General features: G+C 69.4%; 19 protein-coding genes and 1 other RNA gene. 7 read left to right on the plus strand and 13 right to left on the minus strand.

Translation table 11 applies throughout. The features are described from left to right. Positions 1 to 107: 107 nt before the first annotated feature. Positions 108 to 2,363: an ATP-binding protein gene (locus GXN78_RS17555; RefSeq protein ID WP_164255520.1), complete on the plus strand. Its 2,256-nt coding sequence runs from the start codon at positions 108 to 110 to the stop codon at positions 2,361 to 2,363. A gap of 234 nt (positions 2,364 to 2,597) precedes the next feature. Here GXN78_RS17555 and GXN78_RS17560 read toward each other — a convergent pair whose 3' ends face one another. Continuing rightward, a complete protein-coding gene (locus GXN78_RS17560) occupies positions 2,598 to 2,915 on the minus strand; it encodes an addiction module antidote protein (RefSeq protein WP_106558590.1) in 318 nt (105 codons plus the stop codon). Positions 2,916 to 2,926: 11 nt separating this feature from the next. Beyond that, a complete protein-coding gene (locus GXN78_RS17565; protein ID WP_106558589.1) occupies positions 2,927 to 3,214 on the minus strand; it encodes a type II toxin-antitoxin system RelE/ParE family toxin in 288 nt (95 codons plus the stop codon). Between the two features lie 137 nt (positions 3,215 to 3,351). Here GXN78_RS17565 and pyrC point away from each other — a divergent pair, with 137 nt between their 5' ends. The 3 genes from pyrC to GXN78_RS17580 are packed head-to-tail and all read left to right on the plus strand — an operon-like array spanning position 3,352 to position 5,881. Continuing rightward, on the plus strand, positions 3,352 to 4,392 hold the full coding sequence (pyrC, locus tag GXN78_RS17570; RefSeq protein ID WP_106558596.1) for a dihydroorotase: 1,041 nt from the start codon (positions 3,352 to 3,354) through the stop codon (positions 4,390 to 4,392). Next, positions 4,389 to 5,120 (plus strand): NYN domain-containing protein, encoded by a 732-nt coding sequence (locus GXN78_RS17575; RefSeq protein WP_239142749.1) that lies wholly within the window; start codon positions 4,389 to 4,391, stop codon positions 5,118 to 5,120. The genes pyrC and GXN78_RS17575 overlap by 4 nt, the downstream gene beginning before the upstream one ends. Further along, positions 5,117 to 5,881 (plus strand): DUF3025 domain-containing protein, encoded by a 765-nt coding sequence (locus tag GXN78_RS17580; RefSeq protein ID WP_106558588.1) that lies wholly within the window; start codon positions 5,117 to 5,119, stop codon positions 5,879 to 5,881. The genes GXN78_RS17575 and GXN78_RS17580 overlap by 4 nt, the downstream gene beginning before the upstream one ends. Here the strand turns inward: GXN78_RS17580 and GXN78_RS17585 are convergent. Genes GXN78_RS17585 through GXN78_RS17605 form a run of 5 tightly spaced genes read right to left on the minus strand, consistent with a single transcriptional unit; the run spans position 5,853 to position 10,575 of the window. Beyond that, positions 5,853 to 6,887, minus strand: a complete 1,035-nt coding sequence (locus tag GXN78_RS17585) for a 2Fe-2S iron-sulfur cluster-binding protein (RefSeq protein WP_106558587.1) — start codon at positions 6,885 to 6,887, stop codon at positions 5,853 to 5,855. The genes GXN78_RS17580 and GXN78_RS17585 overlap by 29 nt on opposite strands. Beyond that, positions 6,884 to 7,864, minus strand: a complete 981-nt coding sequence (locus GXN78_RS17590) for a 4-hydroxythreonine-4-phosphate dehydrogenase PdxA (RefSeq protein WP_106558586.1) — start codon at positions 7,862 to 7,864, stop codon at positions 6,884 to 6,886. The genes GXN78_RS17585 and GXN78_RS17590 overlap by 4 nt, the downstream gene beginning before the upstream one ends. Beyond that, on the minus strand, positions 7,861 to 8,325 hold the full coding sequence (locus GXN78_RS17595) for a nuclear transport factor 2 family protein (protein ID WP_106558585.1): 465 nt from the start codon (positions 8,323 to 8,325) through the stop codon (positions 7,861 to 7,863). Before GXN78_RS17595 ends, GXN78_RS17590 begins: the two co-directional genes overlap by 4 nt. 28 nt (positions 8,326 to 8,353) lie before the next feature. Further along, positions 8,354 to 9,595, minus strand: a complete 1,242-nt coding sequence (locus GXN78_RS17600) for an aromatic ring-hydroxylating dioxygenase subunit alpha (protein ID WP_106558584.1) — start codon at positions 9,593 to 9,595, stop codon at positions 8,354 to 8,356. 11 nt (positions 9,596 to 9,606) lie between these two features. Then, positions 9,607 to 10,575, minus strand: coding sequence for a tripartite tricarboxylate transporter substrate binding protein (locus GXN78_RS17605; protein ID WP_106558583.1), 969 nt, complete (start codon positions 10,573 to 10,575; stop codon positions 9,607 to 9,609). Between the two features lie 86 nt (positions 10,576 to 10,661). Here GXN78_RS17605 and GXN78_RS17610 point away from each other — a divergent pair, with 86 nt between their 5' ends. Then, positions 10,662 to 11,462 carry an IclR family transcriptional regulator C-terminal domain-containing protein gene (locus tag GXN78_RS17610; RefSeq protein WP_106558582.1) on the plus strand — a complete coding sequence of 267 codons (801 nt, stop codon included), beginning with the start codon at positions 10,662 to 10,664 and terminating at the stop codon, positions 11,460 to 11,462. 175 nt (positions 11,463 to 11,637) lie between these two features. Next, positions 11,638 to 12,513 carry a protease HtpX gene (htpX, locus tag GXN78_RS17615; protein WP_106558581.1) on the plus strand — a complete coding sequence of 292 codons (876 nt, stop codon included), beginning with the start codon at positions 11,638 to 11,640 and terminating at the stop codon, positions 12,511 to 12,513. A gap of 116 nt (positions 12,514 to 12,629) precedes the next feature. Here htpX and GXN78_RS17620 read toward each other — a convergent pair whose 3' ends face one another. The 5 genes from GXN78_RS17620 to cysK form a co-directional block, all read right to left on the minus strand. Next, on the minus strand, positions 12,630 to 13,442 hold the full coding sequence (locus tag GXN78_RS17620) for a class I SAM-dependent methyltransferase (protein ID WP_106558580.1): 813 nt from the start codon (positions 13,440 to 13,442) through the stop codon (positions 12,630 to 12,632). Positions 13,443 to 13,610: 168 nt separating this feature from the next. Next, positions 13,611 to 13,937 (minus strand): type II toxin-antitoxin system RelE/ParE family toxin, encoded by a 327-nt coding sequence (locus GXN78_RS17625; protein ID WP_106558579.1) that lies wholly within the window; start codon positions 13,935 to 13,937, stop codon positions 13,611 to 13,613. Next, positions 13,934 to 14,185: a type II toxin-antitoxin system ParD family antitoxin gene (locus GXN78_RS17630; protein ID WP_106558578.1), complete on the minus strand. Its 252-nt coding sequence runs from the start codon at positions 14,183 to 14,185 to the stop codon at positions 13,934 to 13,936. The genes GXN78_RS17625 and GXN78_RS17630 overlap by 4 nt, the downstream gene beginning before the upstream one ends. 31 nt (positions 14,186 to 14,216) lie before the next feature. Then, on the minus strand, positions 14,217 to 15,860 hold the full coding sequence (locus GXN78_RS17635) for an NAD(P)/FAD-dependent oxidoreductase (RefSeq protein ID WP_106558577.1): 1,644 nt from the start codon (positions 15,858 to 15,860) through the stop codon (positions 14,217 to 14,219). Between the two features lie 117 nt (positions 15,861 to 15,977). Beyond that, the gene (gene cysK / locus GXN78_RS17640) at positions 15,978 to 16,898 is read right to left on the minus strand and encodes a cysteine synthase A (protein ID WP_106558576.1); all 921 of its coding nucleotides are present in this window, start codon (positions 16,896 to 16,898) and stop codon (positions 15,978 to 15,980) included. A gap of 90 nt (positions 16,899 to 16,988) precedes the next feature. Between cysK and rnpB the strand changes: the two genes are divergently transcribed. After that, positions 16,989 to 17,315, plus strand: an RNA gene (gene rnpB / locus GXN78_RS17645) — RNase P RNA component class A. 10 nt (positions 17,316 to 17,325) lie between these two features. Here rnpB and GXN78_RS17650 read toward each other — a convergent pair. Beyond that, positions 17,326 to 18,138, minus strand: coding sequence for a methyltransferase domain-containing protein (locus tag GXN78_RS17650; RefSeq protein ID WP_106558575.1), 813 nt, complete (start codon positions 18,136 to 18,138; stop codon positions 17,326 to 17,328). Positions 18,139 to 18,169: the final 31 nt, after the last annotated feature.

Here is an 18,169-nt window from a genome sequence, read left to right on the forward strand (position 1 = left end):
GGCCGTTGCAATGAAGCGCAACACGTTGAAATTTCCGGGCAAGGCGGCGCGCCCACACTGCGAGGCCCATGCGTGACATCCCCCTGCGTCCATGCCAGCATCGGCGCATGAACATGACAGGTGCAGGCGCCGCTCGCCGCTGGTCCGGTCCCCCGCTCGCCCTTCAGATCATGGGGCTGCTGCTGGGCGGGCTGGTGATCGCGCAACTCGTGACGCTGGGATTGACGATGCTGCTGCCGCCGGAGCCGCAGCGTCAATGGGAGCTCCATGACATCGCCCGCGTGCTGGCCGGGAACGGCCCGGAGGTGCGCGGCACGCGAAGCCTGCAGCGCGAGCTGCAGGCCGGCCCGCCGGAGCCCACCGGTCCCGGCTGGCTGACCTCCGAACGCTCCCGCCACGAGCTGGCGCAGCTGCTGGGGCGCAGCGAATCCGAGGTGCGGCTCTACTTCTACACGCCGCTGCCCTTTGCCGGTACTGCGCGTGCGTCGCCGCGCGCGCAGGGCGACCTGCCCGAAGCGCCGGCGCCCCGGCGCGAGTTCGCGCAGGCGCTGGGCGACTTTCGCGGGGGCTTCATGCTGGCGGACTTCCAGGTCGCCCAGGCGGGCCGGGGGCCTGGTGGGTCGGGCGGCCGGGCGGTGGCGGCTTCGGTCGGGGGCGGGGGCATGTCGCCTTTCGGCGGCCGTTCGGCGGACCGGGGAGGTGGCGGTGCGCCGATGCCGGTACCACCGCCGCGCCTTCGCGCGCGGCAGGCGATGGGGCTCGCAGGCCGGGCCGACGGATGCGGCACGGGCGGGGCTGCACCTGCAACGACACCCGCGCCCGCGCCTGGGTCTGGGTCTGCACCCGCACCTGGATCCGCGCCGGCGCCTGGGTCCGGGCCTGCACCTGCACCCGGGTTCGCGGCGGACGCGCCAGCGGGGGCACGAGCGCCAGATGCGCCGGTCGCAGGGGCCGCTCCCCAGGGCGTTCCCGCGCCGGGCCCGGCACCGGGGGGCACTGCGCCCTCCGTGGGCGCGCCGCCGCCATCTCCGGGTGGCGACCGGGCTGCTGCCCCGCCATCCGGCGAGCGGCCCACGATGTCGCCGCCGCCGGGACCTGCGCCTTCAGGGCTGGGCAGCGTGTCGCCGCGGGCGCCTGCCGTCCTGCCTCCGACACCGCCAGCGCCGCGCGCGGCCCGGTCCGTGGCTGCCAACACGCCGGAACCGGCAGTTCGCGAGAGCGCGACGCCGGCCGCGCCCGCCGCGACCGTTCCTCCTGCCGCCGTTGCTCCGCCCGCGCCATCGACCCCTGCCGCCCTGCCGCGCGTCCCGGCGGTGCGGCCCGTCGAGCGGCCCTTGGCCGAGGAGAAGGGCATGGCCGTCACCCCGCCGCCGCGCGGCCTGTTCGGGCTGGCGCCGGCACCCTTCGTCGAGGGCGACTTCATCGCCGCGATGTGGGTCGGCGACGGCAACTGGGCCACGGTTCAGCCCGTGCCCGAGCCCTTCCCGAACGCCTGGCAGCGCCGCGTGCTGCTGTGGTTCCTGATCGCCGCGGCCGTGGTCGTGCCCGCGGGCTGGCTGTTCTCGCGCCGGCTGGTGAGGCCGATCGCCGGCTTCGCGCGCGCGGCCGAGCGCCTCGGCCGCGAGCCGGCAGCGCCGGTGCTCGCGCTGCGGGGCCCGGCGGAGATCGGCCGTGCGGCGCAGGCCTTCAACCTCATGCAGAGCCGGCTGAGCAGCTTCGTCGCCGACCGCACCGCGATGATCGGCGCCATCAGCCACGACCTGCGCACGCCGCTCACGCGCATGCGCTTCCGCATCGAGGACGTGCCCGACGACGTGCGCGCCGGCATGCTGCAGGACGTGGAGGAGATGGAGCGGATGATCAGCTCGGTGCTGGCCTTCACCCGCGATGCCTCGGAGCCGGGGTCGCGCGAGCGCCTGGACCTCTCCACCCTGCTCAAGGACGTGGTCGACGACGCGACCTTCGTCGGCAAGAACGTGCGCCTGGAGCGCAGCGAGGAAGCCGCGGTCGATGTCGATGCGATCGGCGTGCGCCGGCTGCTCGACAACCTGATCGAGAACGCGGTGAAGTATGGCGAGCAGGCGCGCGTGCGGCTCTTCGTCGACGAGCAGAACGCGGTGGCCGGGTCAGCGACAGCGGCCCCGGACTGCCGGAGGTCGAGCTGGAAGCGGGTCTTCGAGCCCCTTCTGCGCGCGCGCCGCTGCGCGGGGCCTCGGGCGCAGGGCAGCGGACTGGGCCTGGCGGTGTGCCGCTCGATCGCGCGCGCGCATGGGGGGGGCGAGGTGCAGCTCAAGCGCGGGCAGCGCGGGGCTGGTGGCGCAGGTGCGGCTTCCTCTGGCCTACACCTGAGGGGCTGTGAATAAATCCGCCACGCCCGCTCATCCCGCCCAGGCGACCCCACCCTGCCGTTGCAAATGCTCGCCATAGCCCGAGCTACGGCTGCGCTTTGCGCCTTGATTGAGTCCCCTGGACGGTCTGCTCGGGCGCGCCGGATTTCATTCACAGCCTCTGACTTCAGTGAGCAGGCCGGCGGGTTGGCGCAGATGGTCAGTGTGTTCAAGCTTGGGCGTGGTGAGGCTTGCTGACCTGGCGCGGCCTCACGCCGCTTCCGCGTGCAGCCGCATTCCCAATGCCCGAGCGACCTTGAGGAAGGTGGCAAAGCTTGGGTTGCCGTTTTCGCCCAAGGCCTTGTAGAGGCTTTCGCGGCTCAGGCCAGTGTCGCGTGCCACCTGGGACATGCCTTTGGCACGGGCGATGTCGCCCAATGCGCGCGCGATGCCCGCCGCGTCATCTGGCGCCTCGGCGAGCCAGGCGTCGAGGTAGGCGGCCATCTCCTCGGGCGTGCGCAACTGCTCGGCCACATCGTATGGGACGGTCTTGACCTTCGCGGCGGACTTGGCGGGTGTTCTGGCCATGCGGCTTGCTCCTAAAGATTCCTGGCAAGCGCGATGGCTGCCTCGATGTCACGTTGCTGGGTCGATTTGTCGCCACCGGCGAGAAGAATGATCAACTCGCCATCTCTCTCGGTGTAGTAGACACGGTATCCGGGACCGAAATCGATCTTCAACTCGGACACGCCGCCGCTCAGGTAGCGACACTGGCCTGGGTTGCCGTGTGCCAATCGATCCACTCGCACTTGGATCCGAGCGCGGCCTGCGCGGTCCTTGAGAGTGTTGATCCATTGAAGATAAATCTCGGTGACATGTATGCGCATGGGTAGTGTATCCCATGGGATACAAATATTGACGGGAAGGCGGGGCATCGTAAGTGCGCCGCACGGCCTTTCTGAGCAGGCGGCAACAATTGTTCAGACTCGCTGTCTTCTCGGACCCCAATGGGACAATGCACGCCATGACCAGCCCCGCCCAGACCCTCACCCTCATCCGCCCCGACGACTGGCACCTGCATGTGCGCGACGGCGCGGCCCTGCAAGCGGTGGTGCCGCATTCGGCCCGCCAGTTCGGCCGCGCGTTGATCATGCCCAACCTGCGCCCCCCGGTGACCACCGCCGAGCAGGCCAAGGCCTACCGCGGCCGCATCCGCGCCGCCGTGCCGGAGGGCCTGGACTTCGAGCCGGTGATGTCGCTGTACCTGACCGACAAGCTGCCGCCGGAGGAGATCGGGCGAGCGGCCGCGGCGGGCGTATGCGCCCTCAAGCTGTACCCCGCGGGCGCCACCACCAACAGCGATGCCGGCGTCACCGACATCCGCAAGACCTACCCGACGCTCGAAGCCATGCAGAAGCACGGCCTGCTGCTGCTGGTGCATGGCGAGGTGACCGACCCCTCGGTCGACCTGTTCGACCGCGAGGCCATCTTCATCGAGCGCGTGATGATCCCGCTGCGCCGGGACTTCCCCGAGCTGAAGATCGTGTTCGAGCACCTGACGACGAAGGAGGGCGCCCACTACGTGCGCGATGCGGACCGCTTCACCGCCGCCACGATCACCGCGCACCACCTGCTCTACAACCGCAACGCGATCTTCACCGGCGGCATCCGGCCGCACTATTACTGCCTGCCGGTGCTCAAGCGCGAGACCCATCGCGTGGCCCTGGTCGAGGCTGCCACCAGCGGCAGCTCGCGCTTTTTCCTCGGCACCGACAGCGCGCCGCACCCCGCGCACCTCAAGGAACATGCGCTGGGTTGCGCCGGCTGCTACACCGCGCTCACGGCGCTGGAGCTCTATGCCGAGGCCTTCGACAACGCCGGCGCGCTGGACAAGCTCGAAGGCTTCGCCAGCTTTCACGGCCCCGACTTCTATGGCCTGCCGCGCAACAGCGACACCGTGACTTTGCAGCGCGAGAGCTGGACCGTGCCGGAGACCGTGCCTTTTGGCGAGGCGACGCTCAAGCCGCTGCGCGGCGGCGAGACCGTCGCGTGGAGGCTGCTGTGAGCACCGCCGGCCGCCGCGTGATGCTGCTGATCGACGCCGACAACGTCTCGGCCGACGTCATCGAGCAGGCCGTGCAGCGCACGCTCGCCGACCAGGGCGCCATCCACGTGCGCCGCGCCTACTGCAACGCCGAGACCGCGCTCAAGCAGCAGGCGCTCTTCAAGCGGCTCTCGGTGCGGCCGATGGTCAACCTGGCCTCCGGCAAGAACTCCACCGACATCGCGCTGGCGGTCGACGCGATGGACTTGGTGGTGGCCGAGCGCCCCGAGCTGGTGGTGCTGGTGTCCTCCGATTCCGACTTTGCGCCGCTGGTGATTCGCCTGCGCGAGAAGGGCTGCCGCGTCTGCGGCATCGGCCAGCAGGGCAAGACGGGCGATGAGACCGTTGGGGTCTACGACAGCTTCATCGATCTGCAGCACCAGTCCGCGGCGCGGCCCGCTGCCGCCAAGCGTCCCGCGCGCGCGCCGCGGCGCACCAAGGCGCAAGCGCCTGCGCCGGCCCCCGTGGTGCTGCCCGAGGATGTGCTGCGCATCCTCGATGCGGTGCCCGAGCTCGCCGGCGGCGCGAAGCTCGAGCTCAACCAGGCGGCCGAGCGCCTGCGCGGCGCCAAGCTGCTGGGCAAGAGCGCGAGCTCGCCCAAGCTGTTCAAGAAATTTCCCGAGCTGTTCCTGCTGACGCCGGAGAAGACGCCGAACAAGGTGCAGTACGTCGGACCCGCCGCGTCGTGAACCTGCCCGCGGGCTTCGACCCGGCACGGCCCTGGCTGGCGCCCTATGCGCCGCGGGCCGCGGCGATGACGGCGCCGCTGGCACGAGGCGCCGGCGTGGCCGCCGTGCTGTCGGGCCAGGGCGCGGACGTCGGACTGCCGGCCGGGCCCCTGCGCTTTGTGCAGGCCGATGCCGCGCCGCCCGGCGAAGCCTATGAGGCCTTCATCTTCCGCACCGCGCAGGTGCCCACGCGCGACAACCTGCATGACCTTTTCAACGGCCTGGCGTGGCTGCATTTCCCGCGCGCCAAGCGGCGCCTCAACGAATTGCAGGCGGCCGAGATCGCGCGTGCCGGCATCGGTGCCACGCGCGGGCCCCTGCGCGATGCGCTGACCCTCTTCGACGAGAACGGAGCGGTGCTCGATGCGCCGGCTGCGTTGTGGGCGGCGCTGCTGGCGCGCGATTGGCCGCGCCTCTTCATGCGCGAACGCGCGCTGTGGCGCGAGGCCCGCTTGCTGGTCTTCGGCCATGCGCTGCTCGAAAAGCTCGTTTCGCCGCGCAAGGCGCTCACGGCGCATGTGCTGTGGGCACCGGGCGCGGTCCGCTCGATCGCGATCGACGATGCGGCGATCGCGGCCGCGCTGGAACCCGATCACCTGGCCGGCAAGCCCTTGGCGCCGCTGCCCGTGCTGGGCGTGCCGGGCTGGTGGCCCGCCAACGAGGCGCCGGAGTTCTACGACGACCCGGCGGTCTTCAGGCCGGCACGGCCTCCGCAGCACTGAGCGCCGGCCCATCGACGAACACATCGGCATGGAAGTCGGCGGCGTCCAGCCCGAGCTTCTGCAGCGCCAGCTCGCGCACCGCGTGCACCATGCCGGGCGAGCCGCAGCAGTAGAGCTCGTGCCCCGCGAGTTCGGGGCAGTGGGCCTGCAAGGCCTGGTCCACGCGGCCCGCGAAGGCGTCCTCGGCGTCGCCGCCTTCTTCGCTCAAGGCCGCGAGGAACCGGAAAGACCCCGGCCATTGCCGCTGCCACTTCGCCACTGCCGATCGCAGGTAGATGCCTTCCGCGCGGCGCGCGCCCCAGATCAGCGTGATCGGCCGCTCGATGCGGCGCTTCGCCATGTCGTCGAGGATGGACTTGATGGGTGCGAAGCCGGTGCCGCCGGCCACGAAGACGATGGGCCGCGGCGAGGCGGCGTCCAGCGTCACGGCGCCGAAGGGCAGTTCGACATCGAGCAGGTCTCCCTGTTGCAGCGCCGGCACGCGGGCGCTGAAGGCGCCCCCTTGCACATGGCGGATGTGCAGGGTCAGCGCGTCGCTCTCGTGCGGCGCATTGGCCATCGAATAGCAGCGCGTGCTGCCGTCGCCCACCGCGAGCTGCAGGTACTGCCCCGCGTGGAACTTCGCGCGCTGGCCCGCCGGCAGCCGCAACTGAAGCACGGACACATCGGGCGCAGCCAGCTGATTGCGAAAGACCTTGGCCGTGAAGCGCTTGCGCGCGCCGGGGTCGATGCGATGCCAGGACACCGGCTGGATCTGCAGATCGCTCGCCGGCGTGCACATGCAGTAGAGCACCTGCTCCGGCGTGCAGCTCTCGTTGCGGATCGAGGCGCCCTCGAGGCCGGCGACCTCGCCCTGCGCAATGCCGCCGGCGCAGTTTCCGCACACGCCCTTGCGGCAGGAGTAGGGCAGCTCGATGCCGGCGCGCAGGGCGGCGTCGAGCACGCTCTGGTTCTCCGCGCAGTCGAAGGCGATGTCACTGCCGGCGATGGCGACGCGATGGCTCATGGTGTGGTGTCTCCCGGACCCAGGCCCGACAAGAGGTGAATGGTGCGCAGCACTGCGCCCGGGTCCGCGATGCCGCGCCCCGCAATGTCCATCGCGCTGCCATGGCCCACGCTGGACAGCAGCACCTCGGCGCCGATGGAGAGCGCGCTGGCGGCGTGCGGCGCCAGCAGCTTGATGGGGATATGCCCCTGGTCATGCAGCATCGCGACGTAGAGCTCGTGTCGGCGCTGCGCCAGCAGCACGTCGGCGCCCTGTGGGCCGTCGACACGAAGGCCTTCGGCGCGCAACGCGCGAACGGCCGGCTCGACACAGGCCTCGTCCTCGGGCCCGAACAGCCCGTCCTCGGAGGCGTGCGGATTGATGCCGAACACGCCGATCGACGGGTCCGGCACCCCCAGCAATGCACAGGCCCGCACACCGGCGCGCACCGCGGCGGCGATCAGTTCGGGCTGCAGCCGGCCCAGGGCCTGGCGCACGCTCTCGTGCAGCGTCGCATGCACGATGCGCAGGCCACCGCCGACCAGCATCAGGAACACGCTGTCCTCCGCCTGGCCGCAGACGCGCGCCACCAGCGAGGGGTAGCCGCTGAAGGCGATGCCGGCTTGGCGGATCGCGGTCTCGTGATGAGGGCAGGCCACCACGGCATCGAATTCGCCGCGCTGGCACGCCTCGATCGCCGCGCTCGCCGACGCCACCGCCGAAGCGCCGGCCGCGGCCTCGATGCGGCCCGGCTGCGCAGCGTGGGCCGGCAACTGGCCAGCATCGACCAGACCCAGCGCCGGCAGCATCGCTGCGAGGCCCAGCTGCGCCGCCGCGCGCTCGAGCACGCTGCGTGGCCCGAAGAGGGTGATGCGCTCGCGCGCATCGGCCGGCAGCGCCGCCAGCGCCTTCAGTGCAATCTCGGGCCCGATGCCGTTAGGATCGCCCGCGGCGAGCGCGAGACGGCGGGCCCGTGTCGTCGTTGTCGCAGTGTTCACAGCGGCAGGGCCAGCAGCGTGTCGGTCACCGTGCTGTCGCACACGGCCACGCGCGACTGCAGTTTCAGCTGCCCGTCTTGCTGGACGAAGTGGTCCTGGTACACGCCGGTGGCGAAGACTTCCGTCTGGCCGGTGGCCATGATGCGCGCCACGATGAAGGGCGTGCGCGCCTCGGCGCCGTCGGCGCTGGCTTGCTCGAGCAAGGGAATGCCCAGCAGATGCCGATAGCGCTGCCGCTCGTAGATGTTCGCTTCGCGCAGGGCCGCGATGCGGTCTTGCAGCATCGCGCGCGAGTCGGCATAGACGATGCCGGCGGCCAGGCCCTCCCGCTCGTTCTCCACATGCGTGATGCGGTAGTGGCAGTCTTCGGTGAAGTAGTCCGGCCACTGCTCCAGCGCATCGCTGTCGATGGTGTGGGCGTAGGCCGCGTTGAAGGCGCACAGCGCCAGCAGGTCGATCATCGTGTGTCTCTCTCGTCGTCGCGCCTGCTCAGGCGCCCATGTGATGGCGGTAGGCTTTCCAGAAGCCGCGCACCGAAGCCTCGGTGGCGCGGCCTTCGCTCGACTCGGCGCCGTCGCCGCCCATCTCGACCACCGCCTCATGGTCGTGCGCGCCGGCAATTCCGCGCTGCACGAAGCCGCCCACCGCGCCGTCCTCCATCGAGATGAAGCCGGCGGGCCCGATCAGGTTCGACTGCTTCAGGCGTACGCGGCGCTCTTCGGCCGTGTCGTCGGCATAGCCCAGGTAGGTCCAATTGAGCTCGGTGCGCGCCACGCCCTTGGGCAGCACCTGGCGCACGGCCAGGCAGTTCTGGATCTGCTGCAGCACGAACCCGGGGAAGACCGAGAGGATCTGCAGCGTCACGCCGTCCTCGTATTCCTTGAAGCCGGCGAGCAGGCTCGGGTCCTTCAGGCGATAGCGGTCGTTGTCGGAGCGCAGCGCCTGTTCCTTGTACGAGGCGTCTTTCTCCGCGGCCGGATCGATCATCGAGTAGCTCACATGGTGGCCGCCGCTCTCGTCGACGATCACGCCGCCCTTCTGCGACAGGCGGTTGAGCTCGAAGGTGGTGAAGAACAGGTGCAGCAGGCTCGCGTGGTAGCTGTCCTTCACGTTCTCCACGTAGAGCTTCCAGTTGTTGGGCAGCGCCTGCGTGAAGCGGCCGATGACCTCCACCGGCTTGTGCAGCACGCGCTCGATGCGCGCGCATATCTCCTCGCCCAGGTAGTCCTCGATGCCGGGCACGTCCTCGCTGAAGCTGCCGAAGACCAGTCCGCAGAAGGTGGCGATGCGCAGCTTGCGCGGGCCATGGGCCTCCTTGCAGAAATCCGGCGGCATGCCGCCCTGGCCCTTGACGCCTTTCTCGAAGGCCACGCCGGTCAGGTCGCCCTGGCGGTTGTAGCTCCAGGCGTGGTAGACGCACTGGAAGTTCTCGGCGCGGCCCGATTTCTCCAGCGCGATCAGCGCGCCGCGGTGGGCGCAGCGGTTCTCGAAGGCGTAGATCTCGCCGTCTTCGTCACGTACCACCACCACCGGCGTCTCGCCGGCGAAGGTGGTGCGGTAGCTGCCGGCATCGGGCAGCTCGGCTTCGAGGCACAGGTAGTTCCAGACCTCGCCGCGGAAGATGCGGGCCTGCTCGTCGGCCGCGGTCTGCGCGTCGCTGTAGAGCGCGAAGGGGATGCGCGTGAGGCCGGGGCCGGCCCAGTGGATCGGTTGGGATGCGATGTCGTTCATGTTTCGTGATGTCAATCGAGGCTGACCTTGGCGCTCTTGATGACCTTGTTCCATTTCGCGGACTCGGCCTGCAGGAACTTGCCGGTGCGGGCGGCGTCCCAGCCGCGCGGCTCGGCGCCCTGTTCGGCGAACTTCTGCTTCACGTCAGGCAATGCCAGCGCATCGGCGATCGCCTTCTGCGTGGAGGCGACCTTGTCCGCGGGCGTGCCGGGCGGCGCCACGACAGCGAACCAGGTCACGGCGTTCATGGCGGGCAGCTTCTGCTCGGCGAAGGTGGGCACCTCGGGCAGGGCATGCGAGCGCTGCTCGTCGGCCACGCCCAGGATGCGCAGCTTGCCGGCCTGGTGGAAGGGAAGCGAAGAGCTCAGGTTGTCGAAGAACACGTCGATCTGGCCGCCCACCAGGTCCACCAGCGCGGGCGCCGTGCCCTTGTAGGGGATGTGGACCATCTCCACGCCGGTCAGCTGCATGAACAGGCTGGCCGTCAGGTGCGAGGTGGTGCCGTTGCCCTGCGAGCCGTAGCTGAGCTTGCCGGGGTTGGCCTTGGCGTAGGCGATGAACTCCTGCACGTTCTTCACCGGCAGCTTGGGGCTGACCACCAGCACGTTGGGCACCGTCGCGAGCACCGTGACGGGCACCCATTTCGCGGGATCGAAGGAGAGCTTCTTGTAGAGATGCTGGTTGATCGCGATCGGCGCCGGCGGCGAGACCAGCAGGGTGTTGCCGTCGGGCTCCGAGCGGAACACCAGCTCGGCGCCGATGTTGCCGCCCGCGCCGGTGCGGTTGTCGATCAGCACGCCGCCGGGGTACTGCGCGCGCAGCTTCTCGGCCACCACGCGCGGCAGGATGTCGGCGGTGCCGCCGGCCGGGAAGGGCACGACGAGCTTCAGCGCTTGCGGGCTCTGCGCCGAGGCGGGGCCGAGCAGGCAGGCGCCGGCCAGGCAGGCGGCGCAGAGGCGCCGCGCGAAGGAATTCAGCATGGGTGTCTTGTCTCCGTGGCAGACGTTCATCGGGGTAGGGGGAAGTGTCCGCCCCGGGGGCATGGCGAACAAGCTAGATTTGCGCTATGCGCAAAAACGAAGCCGCTCCCCAGGTAAGCGTGGACCAGCCCGACAAGAATTTCGTCGCCTCGCTGCAGAAGGGCCTGGAGGTGCTGACCTGCTTCGGGCGCCAGCACAGCCGGCTCACCGTGTCGGAGGTGGCGCGGCTCACCGGCTGCTCGCCGGCCTCGGCGCGGCGCTCGCTGCTGACCCTGCAGGCGCTGGGCTACCTCGACAGCGACGGCAAGCGCTTCTGGATGCTGCCGAAGGCGCTCTTGGTGGCGCATGCCTACCTGGCCTCGCGGGCCACGCCTTCGCTGGCGCAGCCGCTGCTGGACGCGCTGTCGGAGCGCACCCGCGAGTCGGCCTCGCTGGGCAAGCTCTTGGGCGACGACGCGATCATCATCGCCCGCTCCACCGCGCGGCGCAGCCTCAGCACGGGGCTGGGCATCGGCTCGCGCCTGCCGGCGTATTGCTCGGCGTTGGGGCGCGTGCTGCTCGCGAGCCTGCCGCCGGCGGAGGCCGAACGGCGCGTGCGCGCGATGCCGCGGCAGCCGCTCACCGCGCGCACCGTGTACGAGCTGAAGCCGGTGCTGGCCCTGCTCGCACGCTGCCGCGAGGAGGGCTACGCCGGCAACGACGGCGAGCTCGAGCTGGGCGTGCGCTCCATGGCCGTGCCGGTGCACGACCGCACGGGCGCGATGGTGGCCGCGATGAGCATCGCGGTGCGCGCCGAGCGCATGAGCTTCGTCGAATTCCGGGACGCTTTTCTCCCGGCGCTGCGCAAGGCCAGCGCTACGCTGGCGGGCCGGCTTTATCCCGAGTGAGCGTAGTGGCGTGTTCCGGACGTGCGAACTTTTGCTCCTATGATCGATCCGAGGCCTGGCGCCGCAGGGCAGAACCACCACAACGATCCGCCGTGCCGCGCTTGAAAACCCCCTCGCCGGGCCTCATTTGCTCGCCACGGCGAGTGCTTCGCCTGAACCCCACGGAGAAATCAGCTTGAAACGCATCCTTCTGTTTGTCCTGACCAACGTGATGGTGGTCGCGGTGCTGGGCGTCGTTGCCAGTCTGCTCGGCGTCAACCGCTACCTCACCGCCAACGGGCTCAACCTGACGGCCCTGCTGGGCTTTGCGCTGGTGATGGGCTTCGGCGGCGCGATCATCTCGCTGCTCATCAGCAAGCCCATGGCCAAGTGGACGGCCGGCGTGCGCATCATCAACGAGCCGCAGTCGCCCGACGAGGCCTGGATCGTGCAGACCGTGCGCAAGTTCGCCGACAAGGCCGGCATCGGCATGCCCGAGGTCGGCATCTTCGAGGGCGACCCCAATGCCTTCGCCACCGGCGCCTTCAAGAACTCGTCGCTGGTGGCCGTGTCTACCGGCCTGCTCGCCAACATGACGCGCGAGGAGGTCGAGGCCGTGATCGGCCACGAGGTGGCGCACGTGGCCAACGGCGACATGGTGACGATGACGCTGATCCAGGGCGTGATGAACACCTTCGTGGTTTTCCTCTCGCGCGTGATCGGCTATGCGGTCGACGGCTTCCTGCGCCGGGGAAGCGACAACAACGCGGGCCCCGGCATCGGCTACATGATCACCACCGTGGTGCTCGACATCGTGCTGGGCTTCGCGGCCGCGATCGTGGTGGCCTGGTTCTCGCGCCAGCGCGAGTTCCGCGCCGACGCCGGCGCGGCCCAGCTGATGGGCCGCAAGCAGCCGATGGTGAACGCGCTCGCCCGCCTGGGCGGCCTGACGCCCGGCGAGCTGCCGAAGGCGGTGGAAGCGATGGGCATCACGGGCAGCATCGGCAAGTTGTTTGCCACGCACCCGCCGATCGAGGAGCGCATCGCGGCGCTGCAGAACGCCCAGGGCTGATTGCCGACGCGCATGAAGAAAAAGGGGCCGGTCTACCGGCCCCTTTTTCGTTGGGTCGAGGCCCGTCAGCGAGTTGGCGTTGGTGAGCGGATAGCCCCCTTGCGCCGGGCCCTTCGCTATCCCGCCGCCACGATCACATGCGCCTGAATCTTGCCGGCCACCGGGCCTTCGCCATGGCGGCTGGCGATTGCCTCCGTCGCGCGGTCCGTCGCGAGTTGAAGCAAGCCGGCGTCGCGCGCCTCGATTTCGTTGCGTAGCGGCGTCCCCTGGCAGTAGGCGGTGGCGGCGTCGCGTGCCGAGGGCGCGCGACTCACCTTTTCGCTCGTCTCGATCTCGATGTCGACGAATCCTGCGCGGCTCAATTCCTCGCGGATCCGTGCGATGTCGTGATAGCCGTGCGGCGTGCGGGCGAGGAATCGCGGAGGGTCGTGCGGAAACACCGCGGCGACGGCGTTGGTGACCTCGTCGGCAAAGGCGTTCTCTTCGATGCGGTCCCAAACATTGAAGACAAATCGCCCGCCTGGCCTCAGCACGCGACGCGCCTCGGCGTAGCCGGCGATCCGGTTGGGGAAAAACATCGCGCCGAACTGGCAGCAAACGACGTCGAACGAGGCATCTTCGAACGGCAGGTCGATCGCATCCGCTTGCCGCCATTCGATACGGCTATCGGGCCTCTGCCGGGTGGCGGCATAGTCGAGCATGGGTTGGTTGAGGTCCGTCACCACGTAGGATGCGTCGGCTCTGAGCCTTGGCGCAAGCGCCCGCGTGACCACGCCGCTGCCGGCCGCCGTTTCAAGCACCGAGCCGGGCGAGGAAGCAGCGGCAAGCGCCGCCAGGTCGCCGGCATAGGCCTCGAAGATCAGGGGGACCATCAGCATGTCGTAGAACTTCGGGATCGAGCCCGCGAAGACCTTGTCGCTCTCGGCCATGAGATCTCCTTGAAAGCGCTGAACGGGCGCCCTTGACCCTCATTCCTGAGCGTGCCAAGTCTCTTCGATGAGGCCGCCGCCTGGTTGGGCATCGGTGACGATGCGCTATGGTGGCCGCGCATGCCACCCTCGTCAACGTCGCGCCAGGGGCATCGCGGCCTGATCAGCTTACTGCTCGTTCAGCTCGCCACGAAGGATGGCAGCAGTGTCTTGACGCTCGCCGAGCAGGCGAACGACGTCGAGATGATCACCCGCTTCGAAGTAGAACCACTGCACCGGAAAGCCTGTGACGCGCCACGCGCGAAGTCGTGGTATGTCGCACAGCCTCCCAAGCCGCGGCGATCCCATGGCTGGCATGCGTTGGATCGCCTCCAGTGCATCCAGTGCCGCATCGAAGAAGCGCGCGCCAAGGGCACGATCGCCCGCCTGTACGTAGTACTGGGCGGTTTCGACAAGATCTTGCTCCGCCAGCGGCCTGGGCTTCGCCCGCTTCAACGCGAGCGTCCCAGCGCTCGTTCCTTCAGCTCAGCGGCGACCTTTGGAGTGACCAAGCGCCCTTTGCCCGACTCGAGCCCTTCCTGGATCAGCTCGCGCAGTTGCTTTCTCGCCTGTTCCTCCTGATCCTTGCGAATCAGCTCCCGAAGGTACTCGCTCGTGTTCCCATAGGCGCCAGAGCGTACCCGCCGATCAACGTAGCTGCGCAAGGCCTCGGGCAGCGCAAAACTCATGGTGTTGGTGCTCATGGGGAAATCTTGATGCCACTATCAATAGTTGTCAAGAATCGTCGACGATTCCGCGCGCCACCGCCTCCGCGACCTTGATGCCGTCCACGCCCGCCGAGAGGATGCCGCCCGCGTAGCTCGCTCCTTCGCCCGCGGGATAGAGCCCGCGCACATTCAGGCTCTGGAGATCCTCGCCACGTGTGATCCTGATCGGCGATGACGTGCGCGTCTCGACGCCGGTCAGCACCGCGTCGTGCAGGTCGAAGCCCTTGATCTTGCGTCCGAAGGCCGGGAAGGCCTCGCGCATGGCCTCGATGGCATAGGTGGGCAGGGCGGCATGCAGGTCGCCCGGCGTCACGCCCGGCTTGTACGAGGGCTCGACGCTGCCCAGCGCGCTCGAGGGCTTGCCGGCCACGAAGTCGCCGACCCGCTGGCCCGGTGCGCGGTAGTCGCCGCCGCCGAGCACGAAGGCGTTGGACTCCAGCGCGCGCTGCAGCGCGATGCCTGCCAGGGGCGATCCGATGCGGCCGTCCTCCCAGCCGGGGTAGTCGCGCGGATCGATGCCCACCACGATGCCCGCGTTTGCGTTGCGCTCGTTGCGCGAGTACTGGCTCATGCCGTTGGTGACCACGCGGCCGGGCTCGCTCGTCGCCGCGACCACCGTGCCGCCCGGGCACATGCAGAAGCTGTAGACCGAGCGGCCGTTGCTCGCGTGGTGCACCAGCTTGTAGTCGGCCGCGCCCAGCAGCGGATGGCCGGCATGCCGGCCCCAGCGCGCGCGGTCGATCAGGCCCTGCGGATGCTCGACGCGGAAGCCGATCGAGAAGGGCTTGGCCTCGATGTGTACCCCGCGCGCATGCAGCATCTCGAAGCTGTCGCGCGCGCTGTGGCCCAGCGCCATCACGACATGGTCGGTGCGCAGCTCGCTGCTGGTGCCGGTGCGCTGGTCGAGCACGGTGAGGCCGCGCAGATGCCCGTTCTCGATATGCACGTCGGTCACGCGCTGCTCGAAGCGGACCTCGCCGCCCAGGGCGACGATCTGCTCGCGGATGTTCTCCACCACCTTCACCAGCTTGAAGGTGCCGATGTGCGGGTGGGCGACGTAGAGGATCTCCGGCGGCGCGCCGGCCTTGACGAGCTCCTCCATCACCTTGCGGCCGAGGAAGCGCGGATCCTTGATCTGGCTGTAGAGCTTGCCGTCGGAGAAGGTGCCGGCGCCGCCTTCGCCGAACTGCACGTTCGACTCGGGGTCGAGCACGCTCTTGCGCCACAGGCCCCAGGTGTCCTTGGTGCGCTGGCGCACGGTCTTGCCGCGCTCCAGCACGATGGGCTTGAAGCCCATCTGCGCCAGCATCAGCGCGCAGAAGATGCCGCAGGGGCCGAAGCCCACGACCACCGGGCGCTGGGATGTCTCGTCGGCGCGCACGGGCAGGCGGTAGGCCATGTCCGGCGCGGGCTGCACATGCGGGCGACCGGCATGCTTTGCCAGCACCGCGGCCTCGGCCTGCGCATCGGCCAGCGCCACGTCGACGATGTACACCGTCAGCAGCTCGGCCTTGCGGGCATCGAAGCTGCGCTTGAAGACGGTGTGCGAAGCGATGTCGCCGGGCGCGATGCCCAGCGTGGACGCGACCAGCGCGGGCAGCGCATCGGGCGCATGGTCAAGGGGGAGCTTGAGTTCGGAGACGCGGATCATGGCGGGCGGCCCGTGGTGATCGGGCAGGTGGCGCTTGAGGGGCTGCGATTGTAAATTCCGCAGCTCAGGAGCGAGCCCTTGACCATGTCCATGCGCGATGACGCGCGGTGATCGTTGCTACGCCGGCAAGAACCCCTCCACCGACAGATACCGCTCCCCCGTGTCGTAGTTGAACCCCAGCACCACCGCATCGCGCGCCAGCTCCGGCAGCTTCTGCGCGATCGCGGTGAGTGTGGCGCCGGAGGAGATGCCCACGAGCATGCCTTCCTCGGCGGCGCAGCGCCGCGCCATCTCGCGTGCCGGCTCGGCGTCGACCTGGATCACGCCGTCGAGCAGCTCCGTGTCGAGGTTCTTCGGAATGAAGCCGGCGCCGATGCCCTGGATCGGATGCGGCGAAGGCGTGCCGCCCGAGATCACGGGCGAGGCCACCGGCTCCACCGCGAAGACCTTCAGCTTCGGCCACTTCTTCTTCAGCACCTGCGCGCAGCCCGTGATGTGGCCGCCGGTGCCCACGCCCGTGATCAGCGCATCGATGCCTTCGGGGAAATCCGCCGCGATCTCCTCGGCCGTGGTGCGCGCATGGACCTCGACGTTGGCGGGGTTTTCGAACTGCTGCGGCATCCAGGCGCCGGGCGTGCCGGCCACGATTTCCTCGGCGCGCGCGATCGAGCCTTTCATGCCCTTCTCGCGCGGCGTCAGGTCGAAGCTGGCGCCGTAGGCCAGCATCAGCCGCCGGCGCTCGACCGACATGCTGTCGGGCATTACCAGGACCAGCTTGTAGCCCTTGACCGCAGCGACCATCGCCAGGCCGATGCCGGTGTTGCCCGAGGTGGGCTCGACGATGGTCCCGCCGGGCTTCAGCGCACCGGTGCGCTCGGCGTCCTCGACCATCGCCAGCGCGATGCGGTCCTTGATGGAGCCGCCGGGGTTGGCGCGCTCGCACTTGATCCACACCTCTTGCGTCGCATGGCCGAACAGGCGCTGGATGCGCACGTGCGGCGTGCCGCCGATGGTCTGCAGGATGTTCTGGACTTTCATTCGATCTCCTTGGGATGGCCGGTCGGCAAAAGCGGCCATTCTGGGGGAGCCGGAGTGATCTGTCCCCGGGGCGAAGATAATCACGCCCGTGAAGCGCGCCGGACCGCCGCTGGTGCAAGTCCCGAAAGGGCGCACTGGAGGAAAGTCCGGACTGCACAGGACAGCGCAGGAGCTAACGGCTCTCCACCGCGAGGTGAGGATCAGAGCAACAGAGACGAGTCGGCCGGGGCAACCCGGCCGGGTGAAACGGGCAATCTCTGCGCGCAGCAACACCAAGTAGGCCAGCGTCGATGTGGTTCCGCAGAGCTGGCGGGTAGGTGGCACCGAGCCGTTCGGCGACGAACGGCCCAGAGTAATGGCGGTCACGTTGGGGGAAACTCCAACGCACAGAATCCGGCTTACAGGCGCGCTTCACACTTTTCTTGCTTCATCGCTTCTGCGCGGTGATCAGCAGCGCCGGCATCGCGAAGGCGACCTTACCGCCGGCGTCGACGAAGGGCTTGAATGCTTCCTGCGCCTCGCGCCGCAGGCTTTCGAACTGGTCGTCGTCGAGCAGGCCGCCGAGCGTCCACACGCAGGCGCGCTCGGTCGACACCAGGGCATCGATCGAATCGAAGCGCACCGTGCCCTCGTGTTGCGCGACGCTTGCCTCGTCGATTCCCGCGTCGGCGCACAGCGCTTGCAGCGTGGCCGCGTCCCCCAGTACGAAGGGCGCACGGAAGGCATTGCCGACGCGCCGGCCGAACAGCCGGTCGAGCAGGGCGGCCAGCGCCGCATAGCCCGGTGAGCGCTCGAGCGCATCGCACACCGCCACGGCCAGGCGACCACCGGGCCGCAGCACGCGCTGCATCTCGCGCAGCGCCGCCACGCGATCGTCGAAGAACATCAGGCCGAACTGGCTCACGACCGCGTCGAAGCTCGCGCCGGCGAAGGGCAGCGATTCGGCGCGGCCCTCGTTCCATTCGATTTCGGGATGCTTGCGCCGGGCTACCGCCAGCATCTCGGGATTGATGTCCAGCCCGAGCACCGCGCCGCCGGGCGAGACGCGCCCGGCCACCGCCACGGTCAGCGCGCCGGTGCCGCAGGCCACATCGAGCACGCGCTGGCGCGGCCCGATGTGCGCGGCCTCGCACAGCACCGGCCCCCAGTGTCGGAACAGCGCCGGGACGAATTGCGTCTCGTACACCTCGGCCGGCGAGCGCGGGGCGTCTTCGGTGGGCGGCGTGAAGATCTTGCTCATGGCGTTCCTCTTCGGTGCAATCGCTGCGTGT

The sequence above is a fragment of the Variovorax sp. WS11 genome, from assembly GCF_010499245.1.
Taxonomy (GTDB): Bacteria; Pseudomonadota; Gammaproteobacteria; order Burkholderiales; family Burkholderiaceae_C; genus Variovorax.

What these genes read in the sequence shown, in the direction of transcription:
- GXN78_RS17555 (WP_164255520.1), top strand. Translation starts at nt 108, where the DNA reads ATGAACATGACAGGTGCAGGCGCCGCTCGCCGCTGGTCCGGTCCCCCG.
- GXN78_RS17560 (WP_106558590.1), bottom strand. Translation starts at nt 2,915, where the DNA reads ATGGCCAGAACACCCGCCAAGTCCGCCGCGAAGGTCAAGACCGTCCCA.
- GXN78_RS17565 (WP_106558589.1), bottom strand. Translation starts at nt 3,214, where the DNA reads ATGCGCATACATGTCACCGAGATTTATCTTCAATGGATCAACACTCTC.
- pyrC (WP_106558596.1), top strand. Translation starts at nt 3,352, where the DNA reads ATGACCAGCCCCGCCCAGACCCTCACCCTCATCCGCCCCGACGACTGG.
- GXN78_RS17585 (WP_106558587.1), bottom strand. Translation starts at nt 6,887, where the DNA reads ATGAGCCATCGCGTCGCCATCGCCGGCAGTGACATCGCCTTCGACTGC.
- GXN78_RS17595 (WP_106558585.1), bottom strand. Translation starts at nt 8,325, where the DNA reads ATGATCGACCTGCTGGCGCTGTGCGCCTTCAACGCGGCCTACGCCCAC.
- GXN78_RS17600 (WP_106558584.1), bottom strand. Translation starts at nt 9,595, where the DNA reads ATGAACGACATCGCATCCCAACCGATCCACTGGGCCGGCCCCGGCCTC.
- GXN78_RS17605 (WP_106558583.1), bottom strand. Translation starts at nt 10,575, where the DNA reads ATGCTGAATTCCTTCGCGCGGCGCCTCTGCGCCGCCTGCCTGGCCGGC.
- GXN78_RS17610 (WP_106558582.1), top strand. Translation starts at nt 10,662, where the DNA reads ATGCGCAAAAACGAAGCCGCTCCCCAGGTAAGCGTGGACCAGCCCGAC.
- GXN78_RS17620 (WP_106558580.1), bottom strand. Translation starts at nt 13,442, where the DNA reads ATGGCCGAGAGCGACAAGGTCTTCGCGGGCTCGATCCCGAAGTTCTAC.
- GXN78_RS17630 (WP_106558578.1), bottom strand. Translation starts at nt 14,185, where the DNA reads ATGAGCACCAACACCATGAGTTTTGCGCTGCCCGAGGCCTTGCGCAGC.
- GXN78_RS17635 (WP_106558577.1), bottom strand. Translation starts at nt 15,860, where the DNA reads ATGATCCGCGTCTCCGAACTCAAGCTCCCCCTTGACCATGCGCCCGAT.
- cysK (WP_106558576.1), bottom strand. Translation starts at nt 16,898, where the DNA reads ATGAAAGTCCAGAACATCCTGCAGACCATCGGCGGCACGCCGCACGTG.
- GXN78_RS17650 (WP_106558575.1), bottom strand. Translation starts at nt 18,138, where the DNA reads ATGAGCAAGATCTTCACGCCGCCCACCGAAGACGCCCCGCGCTCGCCG.